Annotated in this window: 17 protein-coding genes; 9 read left to right on the top strand and 8 right to left on the bottom strand. The window is 53.9% G+C overall.

From position 1 onward, the window contains the following. Positions 1–53 precede the first annotated feature (53 nt). The 3 genes from QOM10_RS31180 to QOM10_RS31170 are packed head-to-tail and all read left to right on the top strand — an operon-like array spanning position 54 to position 3280. Positions 54–980, top strand: coding sequence for a DNA replication terminus site-binding protein (locus QOM10_RS31180; RefSeq protein ID WP_316918467.1), 927 nt, complete (start codon positions 54–56; stop codon positions 978–980). 52 nt (positions 981–1032) lie between these two features. Then, the gene (locus QOM10_RS31175) at positions 1033–2157 is read left to right on the top strand and encodes a hypothetical protein (RefSeq protein WP_156395693.1); all 1125 of its coding nucleotides are present in this window, start codon (positions 1033–1035) and stop codon (positions 2155–2157) included. Next, positions 2150–3280, top strand: a complete 1131-nt coding sequence (locus QOM10_RS31170; protein ID WP_316918466.1) for a hypothetical protein — start codon at positions 2150–2152, stop codon at positions 3278–3280. Before QOM10_RS31175 ends, QOM10_RS31170 begins: the two co-directional genes overlap by 8 nt. Before the next feature lie 407 nt (positions 3281–3687). Here the strand turns inward: QOM10_RS31170 and QOM10_RS31165 are convergent, their stop codons facing one another. Next, on the bottom strand, positions 3688–4056 hold the full coding sequence (locus QOM10_RS31165; RefSeq protein ID WP_316918465.1) for a PilZ domain-containing protein: 369 nt from the start codon (positions 4054–4056) through the stop codon (positions 3688–3690). A gap of 84 nt (positions 4057–4140) precedes the next feature. On the opposite strand from QOM10_RS31165, the gene QOM10_RS31160 reads away from it, so the two are divergent. The 4 genes from QOM10_RS31160 (at position 4141) to QOM10_RS31150 (ending at position 7095) form a co-directional block, all read left to right on the top strand. Continuing rightward, positions 4141–5130, top strand: coding sequence for a hypothetical protein (locus QOM10_RS31160; protein WP_316918464.1), 990 nt, complete (start codon positions 4141–4143; stop codon positions 5128–5130). A gap of 67 nt (positions 5131–5197) precedes the next feature. Next, positions 5198–5617 carry a 30S ribosomal protein S10 gene (locus tag QOM10_RS31455; protein ID WP_057451437.1) on the top strand — a complete coding sequence of 140 codons (420 nt, stop codon included), beginning with the start codon at positions 5198–5200 and terminating at the stop codon, positions 5615–5617. Further along, the gene (locus QOM10_RS31155; protein WP_316918463.1) at positions 5617–6297 is read left to right on the top strand and encodes a hypothetical protein; all 681 of its coding nucleotides are present in this window, start codon (positions 5617–5619) and stop codon (positions 6295–6297) included. The genes QOM10_RS31455 and QOM10_RS31155 overlap by 1 nt, the downstream gene beginning before the upstream one ends. Positions 6298–6561: 264 nt before the next feature. Next, complete coding sequence (locus tag QOM10_RS31150; protein ID WP_316918462.1) at positions 6562–7095, top strand: hypothetical protein; 534 nt, start codon at positions 6562–6564, stop codon at positions 7093–7095. Between the two features lie 119 nt (positions 7096–7214). Here QOM10_RS31150 and QOM10_RS31145 read toward each other — a convergent pair whose 3' ends face one another. The 5 genes from QOM10_RS31145 to QOM10_RS31125 form a co-directional block, all read right to left on the bottom strand. Further along, positions 7215–8072 (bottom strand): hypothetical protein, encoded by an 858-nt coding sequence (locus QOM10_RS31145; RefSeq protein WP_234831349.1) that lies wholly within the window; start codon positions 8070–8072, stop codon positions 7215–7217. A 142-nt stretch (positions 8073–8214) separates the two neighbouring features. Next, positions 8215–11532 (bottom strand): UvrD-helicase domain-containing protein, encoded by a 3318-nt coding sequence (locus tag QOM10_RS31140; RefSeq protein ID WP_316918461.1) that lies wholly within the window; start codon positions 11530–11532, stop codon positions 8215–8217. Between the two features lie 126 nt (positions 11533–11658). Continuing rightward, positions 11659–12243, bottom strand: a complete 585-nt coding sequence (locus tag QOM10_RS31135; RefSeq protein ID WP_234831350.1) for a hypothetical protein — start codon at positions 12241–12243, stop codon at positions 11659–11661. A 24-nt stretch (positions 12244–12267) separates the two neighbouring features. Further along, positions 12268–12942: a hypothetical protein gene (locus QOM10_RS31130; protein WP_316918460.1), complete on the bottom strand. Its 675-nt coding sequence runs from the start codon at positions 12940–12942 to the stop codon at positions 12268–12270. A gap of 68 nt (positions 12943–13010) precedes the next feature. Continuing rightward, positions 13011–15692, bottom strand: coding sequence for a PD-(D/E)XK nuclease family protein (locus tag QOM10_RS31125; RefSeq protein WP_316918459.1), 2682 nt, complete (start codon positions 15690–15692; stop codon positions 13011–13013). 1089 nt (positions 15693–16781) lie between these two features. Here QOM10_RS31125 and QOM10_RS31120 point away from each other — a divergent pair. After that, positions 16782–17609, top strand: a complete 828-nt coding sequence (locus QOM10_RS31120) for an EAL domain-containing protein (protein WP_316918458.1) — start codon at positions 16782–16784, stop codon at positions 17607–17609. 60 nt (positions 17610–17669) lie between these two features. Here the strand turns inward: QOM10_RS31120 and QOM10_RS31115 are convergent, their stop codons facing one another. Together QOM10_RS31115 and QOM10_RS31110 are read right to left on the bottom strand one after the other, a co-directional pair. Then, entirely contained in the window at positions 17670–18623 is a 954-nt protein-coding gene (locus tag QOM10_RS31115) for an ATPase, T2SS/T4P/T4SS family (protein ID WP_316918457.1), read from the bottom strand. Between the two features lie 85 nt (positions 18624–18708). Continuing rightward, the gene (locus QOM10_RS31110) at positions 18709–19866 is read right to left on the bottom strand and encodes a transcriptional regulator (RefSeq protein WP_316918456.1); all 1158 of its coding nucleotides are present in this window, start codon (positions 19864–19866) and stop codon (positions 18709–18711) included. On the opposite strand from QOM10_RS31110, the gene QOM10_RS31105 reads away from it, so the two are divergent. Further along, complete coding sequence (locus QOM10_RS31105; RefSeq protein ID WP_316918455.1) at positions 19856–20074, top strand: hypothetical protein; 219 nt, start codon at positions 19856–19858, stop codon at positions 20072–20074. The genes QOM10_RS31110 and QOM10_RS31105 overlap by 11 nt on opposite strands. The last annotated feature ends 63 nt before the right edge of the window (positions 20075–20137 follow it).

The following is a 20137-nucleotide window of genomic DNA, read 5'->3' as shown; positions in this document are numbered from 1 at the left end:
TTCCCGGCTTACCCGTTATGATGTACGAATCCTTCCCAACTCACGGAGAAGCTATGCCGCATTATCTCAGCCCTCAGCAGGGGATCAAGGAACAGGTAGGCATTCTGGAAGAGCGCCTTGAAGCGTTGGGCAACAAGATGCGCGCCAGCCCCGACCGGCTCAGGGTTGATGCGTCATACCTGATCCCGTTTCGCGATCAAGCTGAGGTCGATGAGACTAAAGGCATTACCGTAACACCCCTGGACGGGAGTGAGGCGCTGCAACGCGTCATCTATGGTCTGACCTCGACGAGGATTGAACCTGGAAAGCAAAATCCACGAGAGACCTTGCGTGTCCCTGCCGTGCTGGCTTTACCCCGCGACTGGTTACATGAACTGGTTGAGCTTAACGGTGTGCGACAGGAAATCGAGCGTTTGGCCGGCGAAATTGAAGAACAGTACGAACGCAGCAAAGCATGGGCCTCCATGCGCTACCTCTCAAGCCTACAAGTGATCCGTCAAACATGGATTGTCAGCGGGCCGGCACGCATCCGTTTTTACTGGGATGCTTCTCCATCAGTGCAGAACAAGACAGCAGCCGATTGGATCAAGGTGTACACCAAGCATCTGAAAAAACTCCACGGATATGTCCCGGCAATCGGCGAATTGCCAGAAGGAGACAACTCGCGCAAATTTGTTGAAGCCATAACCTCGTTGTCAGGCATCAGCCCCCGTGAGCGCATTGCGGCCTTTCGCCCTGGTCAGCCCCATGTACGGGCTCGGGTTTCGTTTATCGGAACTGAACCGAAGGCTCTAAGGCCGTCACCTACACCAATCGTTTACCCCATCGACGATCCAGTGCCCTTTATCGTTCCACTATCAAGTTACGAGGCTGGAGAACTCAGCGAGAAAAAATGGAGCCGCACCAAGATCGATTTGGAGCCCTTCGTTGAATCCATGTACCTACATCGTTACTTGAAACAGTACCGATTCTCCAAATGAGGGCGCCGGCATGGCCGGCCTCCACAAGACTGATAGTGGATTGGAGTCAACCATGCTGGACACACAAGTTGCACGCTTGCGAGCGAAATACCCTAAAGAGTTCAACCTCGAACAAGCCGCCACGGCGGTAGCTCGTGCATACGGATACAAGACACTCGACACCCGGAGCTGGGAGTTGGGTGACCCTATGCAAGGCCTTCAACACATCAAGTCGCACGATGTGATGCTCTCTGAGGATGCTCAGCACCAAGCGATGCACTTTATGCGCATGGCTCTCAACCTGTCGCTGTCGTACCAAAACGACGTTCGACAAGGCGTGCCCGAGCGAGAGATTGTGGCTGCTCTGGGAGGATTCTCAAGCTTCGACTCGCTGATCAACTACGCTCGGTCTGACCCAATCGACCCGAATACCACTGACCGAGCGATCTTGGCCAAATTCAAGCAACGGTTCGGTTACTACGCGCCGATTCAGTATGTCCTGGGCCGCTATATCCATGAACACTGCTTGATTATCCAGCCGGACGAGGAAAAGGCCCGGCGCTTTGTGGATCAAGAAGTGGTTCTAAATCCAACCGCAGGCACCAAAGTCGTCATCTTCCGTGATAATCCTCATGGTGGTGATTGGCTCTCAGTCGTGTCCAAGGGCATTGCGATTTACAGAGCCGAAACAGACTCGACGTATGACGTGGGTCTTCGAAAAGCGTTTAGTACGAGCAATGTGGTTGTCGCCATCGCGCCGCCTGAGACCTTCTCGCTCAAGGATGTAGTTGCGTTGAACATCCCTGCCATGATGACCAACTCTCCAGACGGGAGGGCACTCATTGTTGATGTGGAAAACCTCAACACTCAGACCTCCGAACTCGATGCTGCCTACTCGCTGGCAAGCGCGAGCGGCGTCCACCTGGTCGTTATAGTCAGGCAACCCAATGCGGAGTTGTGGAAACGCTCAGGCATTCGACTGATCTTTGGCTTCGATCCGAACATCAAAGAAAGCTATTTGGACATGGACAAGTACATTGGCTACTCAGCCCCCTACGTTGGGTTCAAGCGGAACAAAATGCAGTACCTCTATCAGTCTGAGGATTCAGGGCCACGCTTTGGTGCCATGGATTTGATCCCCGACGACACCAAGACCAAAAGCTTGCTCGACCGAATGAAGGAAGCCATACGTGGTTAAACGCTTTACTCTGGCCGCCATCTGCGCGGCCAGCATTCCACATGCCATCGCCAATGTGCAGCTGGCACAGGTCAGCCCTCAACCGCCATCAATCTCGCTTCACGCATACGTTGGAACCGGCACCACCTCCGTATGTGGCTTACGTGAAGCACCACACCTCATCGAGCATCTGATTCTCAGCGATACCGAATACGGTGAGAGCCCCGTTGATGCAATTTTGGCGCTGAGAGCAAGTGGCATAAAGCTTTCAGCGGTGACTCACAGCGATTTCACTGAGTTCTCGCTAGAAGGCCCATCCGGCTCAGCAATCGAAATGCAGCGTGCGTTGGTTACTTTCCTCGGGCGACGCTCGCTTCCCACTCTGGGATTTGAGCGAGAAAAGCTGACGATCACTCGCGAGGTGGGGTCTGATGAAAACTACATCAGTTCGCCTACCTTCTACGAGCGATTCATCAGTGTCCATGCCGGCGCCGTGGCACCCTGTGCTGCCGACAGCAAGCCATTCATGGCATACACGCTGGATGAAGTGAACTCCGTGTTCCAGCGCATGTATGTTGCCGACAATATTCGCATCGTCGCAGTGGATCATCAGGAAAACTTCGATTTGGATGGGATCGCTTCGGCTCTTCGTCTTCCTGTCACCGCCCCGCCCCCCAGTCTCAAAACTGGGCAGCGAGAAGATGCGCGTGTTTTGAAGATTGAAGGCAGAAAAGGTCTTGTGGAAGTGATTTTCCCTATTGCAGGTAGGGCCACCTTGCCCGCCGATGCAGCACGGGAAATGGCAGACCAAGCTAGACTGCGAGTGCAATCCCACATCCGCCGCAAGTATCAACTTTACGCGGCTCACACCTTCATCGATCAGAGTCTAAGTGGTGGGTGGTTACGCCTCGAAGTGCCTGATCTGCCCGAAGGTGATGCAGCCGAGGTGGTAAGCATTGCTCAAGCTGCCATGTCGAATGTGGGTAGGGATGGACGGTGGGCTGATCCAGTGTGGGTATCACTCGGCTCGCATCTGCCGGGACTACCTATTGGCGATCCCGTAATTGCTGAAAGGAAGATTTTCAGTGTGGGAGTGCTAGGGCAGCTGAGACGAATGATCGCAGAGCTGCTTGCCCTTTTTTAACTCTTCCTCAGCTTTTTCCGCGCATGCGCGGGTATTCAGCGAATCTGCACTCAAGCGTCAAGCGTCAAGCGTCAACGGCCAACCGCACCAAAAGCGGGGAACAATGAGCGGTTTTGATGGTCTGATGGGCTTGAAACGTGGCTGACCCGTTACGGCGGCTAAAAAAAGGTTCACTTGCTCAATATTATGCGAACGGCATCAAATACAAGGATGCCGCGCAGTGCATGTTTGCCACGCTTGAGCTAGTATGTGTGCAAACAGTTTCACATCAGTACGATTTCCAGGGAATCGCCGTAGGATCAAAACCTCCTATTCAGCGCTCCCCCCTTCTGTCACTTCTGTGGTGTTGGCGGTTCCCGACTTACCCTTGAACAAGGCGCTGGCTTTCTTGCAGCGCCTTGCTTCTATCACGCGCTAGCCTTGAATCTATTTTCCAAACTATCTAAAAATTCCGCCTCGGCAGAGCCGCCTTTTGGAGCCTGGATCTTCATTCCGATCTTGTGCTCGTTTGAATTGTGATCCTTCCCGAGGTTCACCACCTCGCCTAGGAAAACCATACGAGTGCCGTCTGTGGTTTCCAGCTCGACCTCGATCTTTGAACCTAGCTGGTGTTCTTGCTTTGCAAGGATGAGAGCGCCAGCGACGGACATGTCCTTCACTCGGCAATCCTTCCATCCCTTGATGCTGGCAAGGAGGCCAGTGCCTCTTATGCGCTGACGGGAAAAAGCGCCGGGCGTGAGGTGATAGCGCTGGAATCGACGTTCAGACAGGGACATAAACAACTCATCAACTACAAGGGGTTGAGTGGAAGCAAACATGGCAAATCGCGAGACTGGGCTCCATCCAAACGGGCGAGCACCATGCAGAGAATCCACAGTTATTTTTCGAGAATGAATCACCGGCTCAACAGTGTCACTTGGCAGATGCAAACTCTGCTTGTTTGCACCGTGTTTTGGGTCGCAACAGCGGCTTGCTCTTTTCCGGCAACTGATGGCGGATGGGCTGCATGGTCGCTGAATCAGTGCCTAGAGGACTTTGGCGTTTTTCTGCTGTTCTTCTCGATATGGTGCGGGTTCTATGCCCACTTCCAGCGCTCGATATCGCCGGGCTGGCTTCTGCTCCTGCTTGCCGTTGCACTCTGGCAGGAAGAAGTTAACCTTCTGAACAAAGCCTATCAGGCAATTAACCTCTGGTTCGGCCACCAAATAACGTCAACAGAGCGTCAGCGTGGTGATGTGACCGTCCTTATGATCATCACGTTCTCATTGCTCGCCCGCTTCTGGCAACGTGGTTTCAAGAGCTTTTTCCGCATTCACATCACAGTGTTTCTGATGTTTTTCACATGCTTTCAAATGTGGCTGCACTACACGTTCCCGTATCAGTTGCAGTCCGCGATCCTTGAGCCCTACTTGAAGTACCAAGAAGAATTTACTTCAACCTATGAAGGCAGATTTCACTACCAGTGTGATCAGGGGCAGTGGAAATGCTACAGCTGGGTAGGCGCTGACGTGCCTGATGATCTTAAAAATGACTCAGGACTAATGGCGGTAATCGCCAGCCATAAGGGCATCGTCATGAACACCACAGGCTACATTGGTCAACAGCCCAGCGATGACGACACGGTATTCAGAGGCGTCGATGCCGCTCAAAAGTACCTCATCACTTATTACAAGAATCACGAACTGAATCGAGTGGTCATAAACCACGATTTCGCACGACTGGCGGCACAGGCCGTCACGCGCCCGCTGGTGGTCTTCTCGGCATGTTTCGGCATGGCATGGTTCTTCGGTGGCTTGCTCGTCGTGTTCATGCACCAGCAGCGCTTAGAAGGCTCCAGGAAAAAATACTGATCCGCCACCCGAAAAGGGGGCTTTGGGGTCGCACTATCAGTTATGACCCCAATTTGACACCCCCCTCATGTATCCAGAAGCCAAAAGCACCGTCCCTTGGGATCTGGCGGACAAGAAAACGCAGAAGGTTAGATTCTCGTCCGCTAGTTTCTACATCGTCATAGACGGCATTCGCTCCGAATCTGTCCGCTCAGTCTGTTCGACTCTCAAGGCCTACGTTAAGACCTGCGAAGGGGTGCGCTGTCGCGGGCCAAAAGCCCTCAAGACTGAGCGGCGCCGCTGGATGAGAATGCGGGAAATGAGGAAGGCTGACTCAACGAAGGGGGTCTATCTCAGCCAAACCCTGCGGCATCGTAGCGTCCTCCTGGTTATCCAACCTACGAACGACATGGTGGCAGGACTGATCGGTATCGAGTTGCCATCAGACGTGAACATCAGGATCGAGCCCTACGACAACAACCAGTACGATCTACGGGAGGATCGCTGATGACCGGCAGCGCTTTCGCGGGCTCTTCTGGGGTGCTGGACGTGCCGGCGCCGGCATGGATCGTCAACGATGCAACGTTTTTTCCTCAGTGGGGAACATTCCTACTGGCCCTGATCAAACACGGAAGCATTGAGACGGTACGTTGCCCGGAAGGACTGGTGCTGGGCGATAACGAATTTGGACTGCTGATCGAGGGCGGTTTATTCGTGATTGATGGGCAAAACAGGCCAGATGCTCGACTCATGCTCATTGAGTTCTTGAAACGAGGCGACCTGCTCACATCCTCGCCCGGCCACAGCAGCCTGCTCCAGCTTTACCCCCACTCGCGCACGACCTGTCTCGTAGTCCGGGATCGAACGTTTGAGCCTTTCAAAGCTGACTTCCCGAACTGGGATCAATTGTTATTCCAGCTAAAAGCAGGCATTGCTGAGGCCTACGAGCAGGCGACGGTCGAGACAAGAGGCCGTGATCAAGACAGAATCAGGCGCGTCTTGACACTCATGGCTGACCATCCCACTTCTGTTGATTCAAAGCTTGGGCGACAGATTGAAGCTGGAAAGCAATTGATACGAGACCTGGCCGGCGTGCAGAAGCGTTCAGCCACGCGTGCGTTCCGTGCCTTAGAAGAAGATGGCGAAGTCAGTTTTCACGGGTATAAACGGCTCTTCTTTAAGGGCTGAGCTTCCACCCCTTCCCCGTATGGCAGCCGTATACAAATGAACATGGGTGTACCAATTGAGTAGTAAGAAATCTAACTCGATCAGCATAAGCACACTGGCCAGATTTGCGGCACAGCCAAGCAGTGTCTTCGCTAAGGTCGATGCAGGAGCCGTGAAGTATGGCAATCGCGCCCACGCAGCGATTGGAAGGGGGCCAAGCCTAATCAAATACGCCCTCTTGGCTGCCCTTGTCGTGGCTGCTGCGAAATTCCTGGGGGTCTTCTGATGGCCATGTACATCCTCGGCGGGCTTATCCTGCTGGCCATATTTTTTCTTTTCCAAAAGCAGCAAGCGTCAGGGGAGGTCTTCAATCGCTTCGGCCTACGCGAAAATGCATACCGGATGCTCAGCACCGATCTTGGGAAATCAGCTGGGCGCATCAAGCTCGCCCGGTTCGGTATCAATGGAATAGCCGACGCGGTGTTCGAAGCCGTCGCCGGCAATGAGATTGTTGTCGGTGAATTCAAAAGCCGGAAATACAGGAACATGGTCAAGCTTCATGAGTTCTATCAACTCACGCTGTACATGGGCCACCTGAAAGCCCTTCACCCGAAGCACACCATCCGTGGGGTGCTTGCCTATGCCGACGGCAAGGTCTCCATCACATACGACCCTGACGTTTATGAGGGGCTTGTACGCCTCAAAGGCGATTACTGGGATACGGTGAAGCGCAGAACAGCCGGCAGCACTGCACCGCTACACAAGCGGATGAAAGTCAATGGGATGAACCGGGGCATTAGACTGAGCACTGAGTTGTAAGCACAGAGCCCCTGCTGCGTGAGCTTCACATACGCCACCCTCAAAGCCCATTGAGCTGCTAGCGACTGGTAGACCACCGAAACAATAACCCGCTACTGGCGGGCTCAGCTGTTCCTCTTCTATCGCAACTCGAACTCCTGCCGCGACTTAGCCGCTAGCGCTTCCACCGCTATCGCATACAACTCAGGATGTTGCTTGTCGAATGGAGGCATGTTGACGGTTTCCACCCATTGACCGCGTGCGGCTCCCTTGATTAGCCATGAGGGCTTACCATTTGCTGGTTGCGTCCACTTTGTCGCTCCCATTCCGTGCTCAGCTATCTGCTTGACGGTGACAAAGCCTTGGCTGCGCAAGAGTGCTACGAGCTTGATAGCGGACTCTTTCCATGGAGTAAGCCGCACGGGTGAAGGGACACCTGCCGGCAAAGCTTGTGCGAATGCTGGTACGCGACAGCGCTCAGCTGGCCACCAATCGAATAGCCGCTCCAATCCTTTGGTAGCAGCGCAAGACTCAGCATCGAAAATGTCACGCTTCAAGTCAAAGTAAAGCTCGTATCCGTGCCTCCCCCAGCGCTCGCGTGGGCACAGAACAGATACCCCTAACCGGCGTAGCATTTTTTCGATCCCTTCACTAGCATCAGTGATTCTGCTAACGATCACCACGCGGTGATCTGGGCCAGGGCGCCCGTAGTGTTCATCACCAAATCCAGGAAGTATCTGATCTGCTACCTTGGCATTCAAAGATAGCTTTGCCTCGACACCGATCTGGCGCCCATCCTCATGAACAACTAATACGTCAAAACCTGCCCCCTCTGGATAGCATGTCCAACCATCAATCTTGTTGAAGGCTTCAATAAACAAGTCACACAGCACCGACTCTTTAGCAATTGGCGCCGGTTTCGCTGTCTTAACGCTGGCGGCGACGGACTCAGCGGCAGCGCGACGATCAATCTGTGTCTTGCTCAAAGTTGTGGCCATGGCGACGTTTCCCCCCCTGCGGCTGGTTCGTGGTTCCACATGAGTTCAAAGTACAAGCCATCGTCCGTGCTTTCATTCGAACCTGTAGCAGTTAGATACTTTGTCTCCAGGCAAAACAAAGCCCGGCGTACCGGGCTTAGCTTCAAATCTCAACGAAACGGTCAACAGCGGGCAAATACAACCCTAATTTCACTGGCAGTGTGATGCCTGCCTCGATGACTACGCTCCGGTATTCCTCCATCTTTGCCCGGTACTGACTAATGATGCCGCGCAGGAACACCTCTTGCTCTACACCCTCTGGGCATTCAGATGATTTCCAATCCGTGATCCAGTAGATGCCGGCGTCCACAAATGGGCGATCCAAGTAGCGATGCACCCAGCGCCCATTTCGATAGCCACTGACCTGCACCTCTTGCCCGCCTTCATCGTGCTTGGAGAGAATCCATCGGCCTTTTTCGCTTGCCAAAGTCGTCGCAAGCAGACGCATGATCCGATCCCGGCCAGTTGGGATATCACGGATTGGGTAACCCTCGCGGCGCATGAGTGCCGAGATTGCCTGACCCTTGCCACTCAGCTTTTCCTGCGTCCAGTTGTCGAGCCCGTCCTTGGCGATCATTTCGACCACCCTGTGATATACGATGCCTTCCACCTTCGCCCGGTGATCCTTACCCTCGCCTTCACGCAACTCATCATGCAGTTCGTTTTCAGTAGGCAGTGCTTCGTTGGTCGCGGCTGGAATGAAGCTATCAGTTGGAAGAGTCACGGTGTGGTCTGCATCCAGCCGAGCTTTCGATGGCACGCCACCTTGAACATCCAGCTTCGCAGATTGCGCACTCGCCTCAGTGAAGTCGTTTGCTAGCACCTCTTTCAGGCAACCCAGAAGCGTATTGGCGGAGCCTTCATCATCACGGTCAATTTCTTTGCAGGCGAGCAAATGCAGATTGAATTTCGCCCGAGTCGTGCCGACATATGCCAGACGTTGAATCTCGGCACTGTGGTCAGCCTTCACCTTGCTTCCAAGGAAGCGGAACAAACGGCTTTCTGCTGACATATCGTCCTGGTCTCCCATATTAGGAGCGAGGAAAAAACGCCCGCCGATGGCTCGCCAATGGAAAAGTGGGGTGTCATCTTTCCCACCGCGTTTCTGCAAGGCAGGGATGATAACTGTATCGAACTCCAGGCCCTTCGACTTATGAATGGTCATGATCTGCACCACGCCAGCTTTCGGCGAAGCGTAGAGGTTGGCCAGATCGTTGAAGAACGACTGCGGGTTATCCAGATCACCATTTGCGGTGTGCGTACCAAGCAATTTGAAGACGGTCTTAATGTCCCCCAACTCTGTTTGATCCACCGTCGCCATGCCGCCCAGAGCCGTCCAGAGCGCGCGTGCCCGCCACGCAAGCTCGTCACTGCGGGACGCCTTCTCAACTCCATCCAGCGCCTCCACAAGGCGCAGCACGCGTGCATGTCCTTCTGGCGTCAGCTTCGACTGCACCTGTGGGCTGCGCAGAGCCACCGGAATAACTGCGTGCCCCATGCTGACCGTTAGGCTGTCCTCCCAACTCAAGCCGACGAATGCCGCCCGCAGGAGTGCAAGCCATGAGGTTCGGTCTGCCTGATGCCACAGCGCTCGAACAAGAGACACAACCTCAGATACCGGCTCGGAGTCGGCGATAGGGTCAATATCAGTACCGCTTGCACTGATCCCTGCCTGCTTGAGTGCGGGCAGGATGTATTTGAGGTGAGAACGACCACGCACGAGAATCGCCACGGACTGCTCGGGATCAGCTTTGAACGCTTCCTGGATCAAATGAACGACGCGAACACCTTCTGACTCACTATCGGTCAACGCTTCAACGGTTACGCTTCCAGGGTTCGAGCGAAACGCCACAGACGACACAAAGGTGCTATCTGGCCCTTTGAAAAGCTCACCATAAACGCGGTTGTTCCAGTCCACCACGGTCGGCGATGATCTGAAATTTACACGGAGGTGGTAGACCTCTAAAGCCTTCGGCCCGAATTGAGCAGCTTTAACTGTGTCTGTAAACAGGCTAAGAGTGGCGCCCCTGAAAAGGTAGATCGACTGATATTTGTCACCGCAAAGGAAAACGCTACGAGCATCATCCTGCTCCCATGCCTGAACAAGGCAGCTGAGCAACTGGTACTGAGCAGGAGAAGTATCCTGGTTCTCGTCCACTAAGAGGTGACTGACACGATCTTCCTCAAGAAGCGCATCCCCGATTTCAACGCCGGCACCAAGAGAGAGAATCGCTCGCTGGGCTACCTCTGGAAAGTCAACGGACGCTGAGCCGTCGAACGCGAGCATCAGATTGGCCAAGAGATATCGAAGAATGATGGTCAAATGCTCCATCATCTTCGCGGATGCTTCCGGGTATACCGCATCGGGCATATCTCGAAGCTTGATCAAAGCTTCGTCAATTTCTGGCTCCCCACTGAGGGTGCTGAGGAATCCGTTCATGCGAGACGTGAGCGCTTCCTTCGCCGGAAACCCTTCCCGTGCCGTTACTTTGGTGCGAATCATGTTATCGGTCTTGAGCAGCGCTTTAGCTGCGCGGCGACCGAAGTCACGCCCTTCTTCGGTTAAGTCCAGGCGCCCGTATGCTGCCCACCGATGGTGATCATGCACACCACTGGCGTCAGCAAAGATGCTCCAGCAGGTATCGAAGTCGTATTTAGCGAGAATGGCCATCGCCTCAGAGACTTCATTTTCTACGATTTCCCGCAACGTTTCGGAGAGTTGATCGGCGCTAATATTCAGTATCTCGCCAACCCATTGGTCGCGTTTCGAAAGCAACGCGGCGAACATCGGCACCAGCAGCTCGAACTGATTGCGAGCAAAGCCGAGCACTGCCTCAAGTGCATCGCGAAGCTCTTGAGGAATGCTCTCATCGTTGACGCTTCCGAGCGTATCAAGGATGGCTGTTCGATAGATCAGGGATGGGTCATCGGCTGTGCGGCCACCGCCCAAACCAGACATGATTGGCATCTTACCGGCGATCTGTGCGCAGTAAGAGTCGAAGGTCATGATCCGCAAGCGCGAAGGGTTCAAGGCCAGATTCCAACCCAGCAAAGCATCGCGCTGGAGCACCAGACGGGCCAGCATATACAGAGGCTTTTCGTGAGCCTCTGACGGCTCTGCGCCACGAGCTGCAATGCCCAGCGCATTGGATACCCGCTCGACAATCTCCCCCGCTGCTTTGTTGGTGAACGTGATTGCTAGGATTTCCTCGGGGCGTTCAACGACTGTCAGACACGCAAGGAAGCGGTAAAGCAGCTGCGTAGTCTTACCTGAGCCAGCCGGCGCCAACAGCGCAATGGAACGACTAGGATCGATGGACAGTGCGCGCACATCCGCGTCATGCGGATTGGTAGCAGCAATCGCAGCCATGATTGGGTTTAGGTGTGACAGTTGAGATTCGATACGGGCTTGAGCGGTCATGGGGCTCTCCTTTCAGATAGCTCCAAGATAACGGCGCAACTAATGTGTCATCGGTAGGCGAAGAAAGTCGTCACAACCGATAACAGGAACTTAGAATCTCACCGTCTAAGCAGACAGCCTGTCGAGTCACCCTTGAAGCCAGTAAGAAAGCTCGGGGTAGGTTGGAAGTGAATGAGACGAATATGGATTGGCTCGAACAACACAGAAGCCTGCGTGAGCAATGCCATGGATTCCGATGTATGACTTGGCAGCAAGAGCAATTCGAATAGCCTCCCCTTCCCCACCATATTCATGGTCAAGAATGATCACCTCGATTGGCAGGCCAAGCGATACCCCAGCGGCGAAAGCCCACGCTGTGGCCTCTGGATCGCCGGCCTGGAGCGCAGCTCGCATCAAAGGGCTATCAGGAGCAATTTCCGACGCCTCCATTTCTTGGAACATCCGTTGTACGCCATCCCCCACATCACCATTCAGATACTGCCTATAGCAGGCAGGCATCACTGCAAGATGCCCAGCCTCATGCAGGATGGTTGACGCGCTCGCCCTCGGATCGATATGTAGGCCTCCACCAACTATACGCACGTGCTCAATGAAGCCTACCGCCCCATGCACAATCTGGATGGGGAGGCCGATGCTTTCGACGAAGCCAAACACCTTTTCAGCGTGGAGACACATCATGCTGGCTTTGTCTGCTTTCTTTGCGACGTTCATGAACGCCACCTCGGCTTGTATTCGTTAATGCTTAGACGCAGAAGCGGCAAAATCCCGGATGGCGGTCGCCAAATCTTGGCTTTTGCCTTGCGTGTAGTCTGGCCATGGAGCGAATGGCTGTGAGGTGTAACCCCCAAGCACAATCGAAGTTGGGCATCGATACATCAGAGGCCCTTCGTCTTCGCGATACTGGACAAATGCGAGACCGTCCCGACAATTTTCCATGTCCTGTACCGAGGACAATTCGCGTAGCAAATCTACGTTTGCGATGCCGTCCATTGAAGACTGGAAAAACATAAGGTGGGAAACGGCGGACACAACACCGATACACCCAGCGCAAGCAATTGCCACCGCCTTACCTTGCAGCCAAAAAGTACCTGAGTTTGATTTGATGCATGTGCATAGGGCCAGGGCGGCACACACGCATGCGGCGCATGCTGAAAGCAGAAGAACGTAAATTGTCCATTTGATGCTGTGCGATGAGCTTAACCCAACGGTCTCCAGTCGCACTGAATCGATGATGGTCACAATGAACGGGCTTGAGAACCCAGCCGCAATCGCCACCCACAGTAGCATCAGCTCCAGTCTGGGGCGTGGGCCTGTCGAATCATCAAACCCTGTCATCTGAGCATGAACGATTTTAATCATTTGGTGCGAAGCCGTAATCAGCAAAATTAGGCAACTGACTAAGTAGAGCATTGTCTCGTCTCTAAAATGGAAGGCCCCGAGCGGGCCTTCGACAAAATGGATGCATGTTACAGCGGCGATCAGATCAAGGCTGCAAGGTGTTCGTATCCCATCGGAAGAGCCTTATCAAGCGCCGATAGGCTGCCATTCCCTGCTAGGAACCCTTGCGCCATTTCTTCCAGCGCCGAGTTCCATGCCTTGACCTGCCCTTCCCACTCGCTTGGGGTACACACATCGTTTTTGGCTGCGGAACCCCCGCAGAGCTTCGACGTGAAAGAGCTGCGGGTGTGAAGGTGAAGTTTCTTGTAACTGATCTGGGCCAACGTCACGCCTTCAATCGACTTGATGCCAAGGTCTGCCGGCTTTACCTGTGTTGCATAGATGGGCAACTGTGGCTCCAGCAGCTTTTCCGCGTTCAGTCGCTTAAAAGTGAAATTCGCCCCCGATTTGTAGTCGAAAAGCATGCTGTATTCTTTTTTGTCAGGCAGCGTGATTTTGTCCGTCCGATCCAGCGTCACGGTCAACTCCACACCGAAAACGTTGACCTCGGTGCGGCTTTCAAACCCGACAACCTCAAAGGGGTGCTCCCGCGCCTTTTCCACGTCCATCCAGGCACACAGCAAGCTGCGCAACCGCCCCTGTTCGAGACCAATCAACCGGCGCCCATAGCGCCATTGAAGTTTATAGAGCAAACGTATGCTTGCCTGCTCGATAGCATCATCAAGCTCCACCATCAACTGCTCAGCGCTGAACGCTTTCAACGCGGCCTGAGTACGCACCTTTGTCCAGAAAAGCTCAAGGCAGAGGTGTAGCATCGTCCCTTGGATACGCGGGTCGAATCCGAAAACTGGAACCGGAAATTCTTTGGCCCCGAGGCGATTGCAGGCGAAAGCAAAGAATGGCTCAGCAGCGTAGTTTTGGAAGACCGACACACCACCTTTGAGATTCTTGCGTTCCTCATCACCCACTTCGGGCACGGTCTCCTGATCGTAGTCTTCTCGGTTTAGAGAACCGACCTCATTCCCAGCGAATCCATCCCAAACCGCGTTGCAACGCGCAGCCTCCGGCCAAGGCCCGAAAAGTTCAGACGCACCGACGTTGCTACCACGGTCATCGTGCTCAAAGCAGGAAACCGTAATATCAGTGCTCGTACACATGAGGGCCTGAACCACCCGCTGAGCTTTCGCCAATTGGCCCTCACCAGTGGCCTCGGGAACGCCTGCCTCAGCCAGCAGCTCGACTGGAAGGAAAGGGTTCGGATCAGCTGGCAAGGGTAAAGTTTTGTTGGAAGCCCCGAGCACCCAGACATGATCGAAACTCAAGCCCACCGCATCGCCGTAGGTCATGATTGCCACAGGTGCCACATGGCTCAACCGTGGCTGGAACTGTCGGGTATCGATGATTTCGCGAAGCCACATGAACGCTCGCTCATAGGCACAATGCCCTAGTTGATAGTCCAGGGATCGGAAAACCTTGAGCGCTTCCTCCCAGGCTTCCAAAGTCTGAAAGTTCGCCGATGACAGCGCCTCAGCTTCCGGCCAACCCATCAGGGAGAGTGACGATTTGAAAAACTCAGCCCATTCAGATGGGTAGCGTTCTTTGCCGTCTTCTTCATGAGCGTCCAGCAGGCGCCGAAGGTTCTCGGTGAAGATGTTGCAGGCTGTTTTGCATGCGCCCAGTGCGCGAAGGTAGTCTTTCCCTCCCATGTGCAGGCCGTTGTTCTCTCGCAGCCACACGTCCACAAGTGCCCGCTGCGCACCTTCTACAGCGTGCCCACCCACCCAGCTGGAACGGAGCACACGACTGAAAACGTCTGCATCTGCTTTCCGATTGGTTATGGAAAGAATGCCCATGGCGGCACGAATCATAGGCCGCGACCCGAGGGTGGCACCACTCGAAATATCCCATGGTTCCCGCGCCTCAGACCCGTCGCTCGGGGGAAGCATTGAGGCTGGGCTGACAGTCATGGTCAGCGCCTCGATCAAGGGGGCTTGATACGCCTCCATATCTGGTACAAGCAAGGCCATCGTAGGTGCAGCATGCGGCGTGGCGATGTAAGGTTTTAGAGCGTTATTCACCCACTGAGCAACATGCTCAAACTCATCTGCCTGCGTGATTGCCCGGACAAGCTTAGGTACGGTCACCTCGGCTTCAAAATCCAGATCAAAGACCTCGGCGCCCATAGTCTTGAGCTGTTCGATTACTGCGCGCTCGGATGGATTCATGTAGAGGACGCCCACCATTACGATTTTTCCGGGCGGGGAAATCTTGCCGGCGCGGAGCAAATCCAGCACTAAGGCCGGCAGCTCAGCACGGAAAGCGCAGCCGTTTTTTCGGCAGTCTTGCTCGATCAGCGCCCGCCACTGCCAGAAGACCTCATACTCACGTTTGAAGCGAAAGCGATCCGGGTCGTTGGGAAGCTTGAATTTGATGAACGTTGAGTAGGCTTGGGCAATACGTCGGGCTGTACTGGTGGAGGAAATGAGATTGTCAGGCAAAAGGCCGGAACGATCGGCAACGCCTTTCACCACTGCCAACTCTTGCACTGGGAACAGCAGTTGCTCATCTGGCAGCCGCTCCAGCCACACTTCCTCGATCCACTGCGTGACGGTTCGGATCTTACCTTTCGCAAACCAAGACCGCTTGCCACTGACTGACTGCAACAGAGCGGCCTGCATTTTGATATGGCGGGATACGCGCTCAGTAGAAGCGAGTACGAGAGTGTTGTCATCGAGCACTTGAAGATGGGCAATCAGGGACATATGGGTTCCTCCTGTAATGCCGATCAAGATAACGGGCTCAATGCCGTGTCATCGCTGTGCTGAGGCTATATCTGCAAGACGGTCAAAATGCTAGCGACCCATATTGGGAAGTGGATCGAGTTGGGATGCACTCCAGAGCAAAATTTAGGATGCTCACTCAGGTGCTGAAACACCAAGGCGCACCGGGTAGGCCGGAGTGCAATGAAGGTAGGAATGAACCATGATGAGGTCTCGCTTTACTCTTGTGACAGTGACTCTGATCAGCTTCGCATCAGCTGCACATGCTAGTCAGTACGAAAAAAGCTCTGACTTGTTGGAGCTTGCAAGCAGGACGCTCCAGGTTGATGGAATCACCGACGCTCGAATTGTTGAGGTCGTTGAAAATCAGCTACCTACAGGTTTTGTATTTTCTTACTGTCTCAAAGGCTCACCAAGCCTCTGGCGTTATGAGGTTGTGAGCAGCGACGGCCCTGACTCACTGAAAGGTACAAGAGTTACCAAGTCGCAGGCCGTGGATGCCGACAGCAAATCGTGCAATGTCGCAGGCTAAGTCAAAACCATCACGTCTTGATAGCGCTCCACAGGAGGCAGAATTAAGAGGCGTTGCCTTGCTGCTCTATCCCTCGACCACTCCCAAACAAAACCAGTTATGGCCCGTGGCCGCAACATCGCCTACTGGGCGCTGCCAACGACAAGTAGAATGCGCGAGTGTGTACAGCCGGGAAACGCCTCTCCAGCCGAACTAGCACCGAAAGCCACTATGAAATCCTGCCAGTCGAAATAACAGGGAAAAGACGCCATGGGTTTTCGTTTTTTGATTATCTACATTCTTGTTGTTGTGGTGGTGACCATCATTGGTTTTGTTGTACTCGGGTCATAGGAAAACGATCATGAGCCTGCACATTACGAGCTGACTCAGTTACCCGCAGCCCTTTACATACCCCACACATCCATAGCTGCGACTCAGAGGCTAGCGATGCTGATGAAAAAAATGGTTACCGCCTGCCGAACACCCTCCAAAAAGGGGGCTTTGCAGATGCATTAGTAAGTATATGCATTCGAAAATTGCTTACGCATTGCAGGTGCCGAATGGCCAATCCAGCCGTAACGGATTCATCAGCTCCACCGTTGTATGTTGTTTATCAGCCCGTTGTGCGGTTGCAGCGAAGCCATGCCACAGTGCATGCCTACGAGTCACTGCTGAGGGTTGGGCCGAACACGGATGATCATTCGACCTTCTCCGTGATTTCTCAGGCAGAACAAAACGGCACGATGCCCATGCTCGACACTTTGATTGCGAGACAGGTTTGCGGAGACGCATCGCGCATGGACGGAATGCGGCTCTGGATAAATCTATCTCAGAGAACGCTGAGTTGCCCTGATGCCTCAAGGGACATTTCCGAACTCATACATCAGCACAATCTGGCTTGCCGAATCACAATCGAAATGACGGAAACAGCTGACGGTGACGAACAGTTGATAAACGAAAGCCTTCGATGGTTTAGAAATCAGCAAATTACCGTCGTGATCGACGATATCGATGATGGCTACGCCAAGTCGCATCTTCTGCATTCCGAGCTAATTGCCGGATGCAAGCTATCAAGGCGATCTACGGTGAGGCTGATGAATGAACCGGGCTTCGCAAACACCGCCTCGAAGCTTGTGCGTTGGTGCAAGGCCAACGGAAAGTCAGTCGTGATGGAAGGAATAGAAAACGTGATCGAGTATCGAATGGCTCGACAACTCGGCGTTGACTTTTGCCAAGGCTACTATTTCTGGCAGCCGATTCCGCTGTCTGAGGTTCCTGCTCCAGGAACGCGCTTCGTAAAGCCAACGCTACCAAATTTAAGGCATACAAATTCGCTACTCATGCCTACCTACATGAACACCACTGGCTTGGAGTTATGGGGAACGTAAAGCCGGCTCAAGCAGCTGGTTCAAAAAAGCCCGGTGATAGCCGGGCTTTTTTTGTGAGGTTCAATCTTCGGCAATACGGTTTCGACGATGAATAAACTCCGCCATTTCCTCGCGAGTGGCGCGGCGCTGGCTTACGTGTCCCATCGCAATTTCCGTCATGTTCTTCCGCTTCTGCCGCTCCATGACACTCGCAAGCATCGGCAGGGCTGTGGTGCCCTTCTCAAAGATGTTGCGGGCTTCATAGTCCACCAGCAGTGACTCGTATACTGGCAAGGGCTTTCGATCAGCTGTACCGAAGCGCACCACATGCTGCCACCAAAGACCTCGGAGGTTTCGAGCAAGGACACGCTCGTAACGCGGGTCGATCAACGTAGACATGCGAGTGTAGATGTCGAAAACATTGTCAGCGTGGATCGTGGCAAATACGCTATGCCCTGTTGAGGCTGCAAGCAACGCGGCATTCGCAGTCTCCGAGTCTCGGATTTCGGAGACAACGATTGTCGTCCGGCTTTGGCGCACACAGTCGCGAATTGCTTCGGCGAAGTTCTCAACGTGGGTTCCGACTTCGCGCTGGATGATGGAGTGGCTGGGGTAGATGACCTCGATTGGATCTTCCACCGTCGCGATCTGTGACGCACGTGGATCAAGGTTGCCGATGGATGCAGCCATGGTCGTGGATTTGCCGGAGCCCATCCTACCTGCAAACAATGTCAAGCCAGAGCCTTCGGTCAGCTCACGGATGATGTTCCAGTCAAGCTGTAGGTCATCACGTAGGGATGGGATTTTGAGGGGCAGCGCTCGCATTGAAATGCCCCAACCCTTCTGGGAGTTGGCCATACAGCACCGGAAGCGATTGCCCAGCAAGTCCGTCGTGTAGTGCGAGCTTTTCAAAGCAGAGCCGCGCACTTTCTCTGCATAGTTGCGCTGAAAGAAATCCTTCCAGACTGGCGGTGTTCGGCCAAACGTTGTTGCACCGTGGTAGTCAGTCGTCTCGACATAATCGTCAGTGAGCAAGATGTTCCTTCCAGCGTTCAACGCCCTTGTTAACTGCTGCTCATCTACGACACCTGCGTTCAGTCCGTAACTCACATTACCCCCTTCAATAAAGCGTGACTGGCCCGTCCAACAACGGATCAAGCGAGTTCCTGTGTATGGCGTGCTCGACGAATCGCTTGGCACCAAAGCACTCATCGTCAGCTTTGTTCGGCTTTGCGAATTCGAGCAGGCATGCGTTTTTGTAAGCGCAGCCTTGGCATTCTGGATTGCTGTTACGGGTCACCTGTCGCCTCATATAAAGGCGGCGCTCCCGTGAAACCAATATGTCGTGAAAGGTTGTCTGTGCCTCCAGGATATTCCCGAAGCTGTGCATGTACTCCTTGTAGCCGTCTTTGTAATTCGGCAGCACGAAATCACCATTGGGCAACAGAAAAAGTGTCTGCCCACACATGTTGCTCATCGGCGAACGCTTCGAGCGATCTACGGCGAAATGTGCCTCACCTATAGAGGGCGGATTCAGCCCCTTGTACTTCATTGAGTACCAATGGTTGAGCATGCCAATCATGAAGTCGTTGAAAGCTGTCATGGTTGGAGCGTATCGCTCGTACTTGCCGGCAACTGAGTTCTGCTCGTTCAGCATGAACGGTAGCCACCCGGACTCGCAGATGCCTAAGTCCGAGAGTATTTCCAAAGTGTTCACGTGCCCCTGCTCAAGGAGGTCGGCGTTCACTACGCTAATTGTTGCTACACGCAACCCTCGGGAGACAGCTTCTTTGACTTTGGCTTCCCACTTGCGGACATAGGATTTGGAGCGCATCGAGCCGTCATAAGAAGTTTGGATGTACCCATCGGTGTAGCGATGCCAGAGGGGTGCCCATACGTCCAGATCAACGCCAAGAAGCGACGTGAGCATTACGTGCTTGACCTCATACCCCTTTGACTCGGGGAATTCCTCAGCCATCATCAGGACGTACCGCTCGAAGTATTCAGGGCCTGTGCTGGTTGGCTCACCACCGTAGTTGTAGACGAGTATGACCCGGCTTGGAGGCTGCACCTCATCCCAGTATGCATCGACCTTTCGGCATACTTGGCGCATTTGCTCGATGCTCATTGTCTCGGGGTCTCGTCGCTGCTCCAACGACAAGTAGCAGTGCTTGCAGTTGTAGGGGCATTGAAGCGTAGGCATGATCGTGAACACAAAATATCCGTTCTCAATCGTGTCTGGCACATCGGCCTGGAATTGGCTAGCGATGACGCTCATCGTGGCCCCCTTTGCGCACGACCAAAACCGGGTTGGTCAGATCCTTTTTAGCCAGTGCCGGGCCTCGGTTCAGCGAGTGATCCGTTACGTGATAGTGGTGCTTATTCCGCTGCAACGCTTGCTCAAGCAATTCTTCCTCAACAGTCCGCTCGCCGCTTCCGGGGCCTTGTTTCTTTTCAAGGGCCGCTATTGTTTCAACGCTGAATAAGCGCCGACCATAGCGCCATAAGAGCTTGGCCAGTATGGGAAAGATGGAAAAGAATCCGGGGTG

This window comes from Pseudomonas sp. P108, assembly GCF_032613195.1.
Taxonomy (GTDB): domain Bacteria; phylum Pseudomonadota; class Gammaproteobacteria; order Pseudomonadales; family Pseudomonadaceae; genus Aquipseudomonas.
The sequence above is the reverse complement of the archived record's forward strand: the minus strand, read 5'-3'. Positions and strand labels throughout refer to the sequence as shown.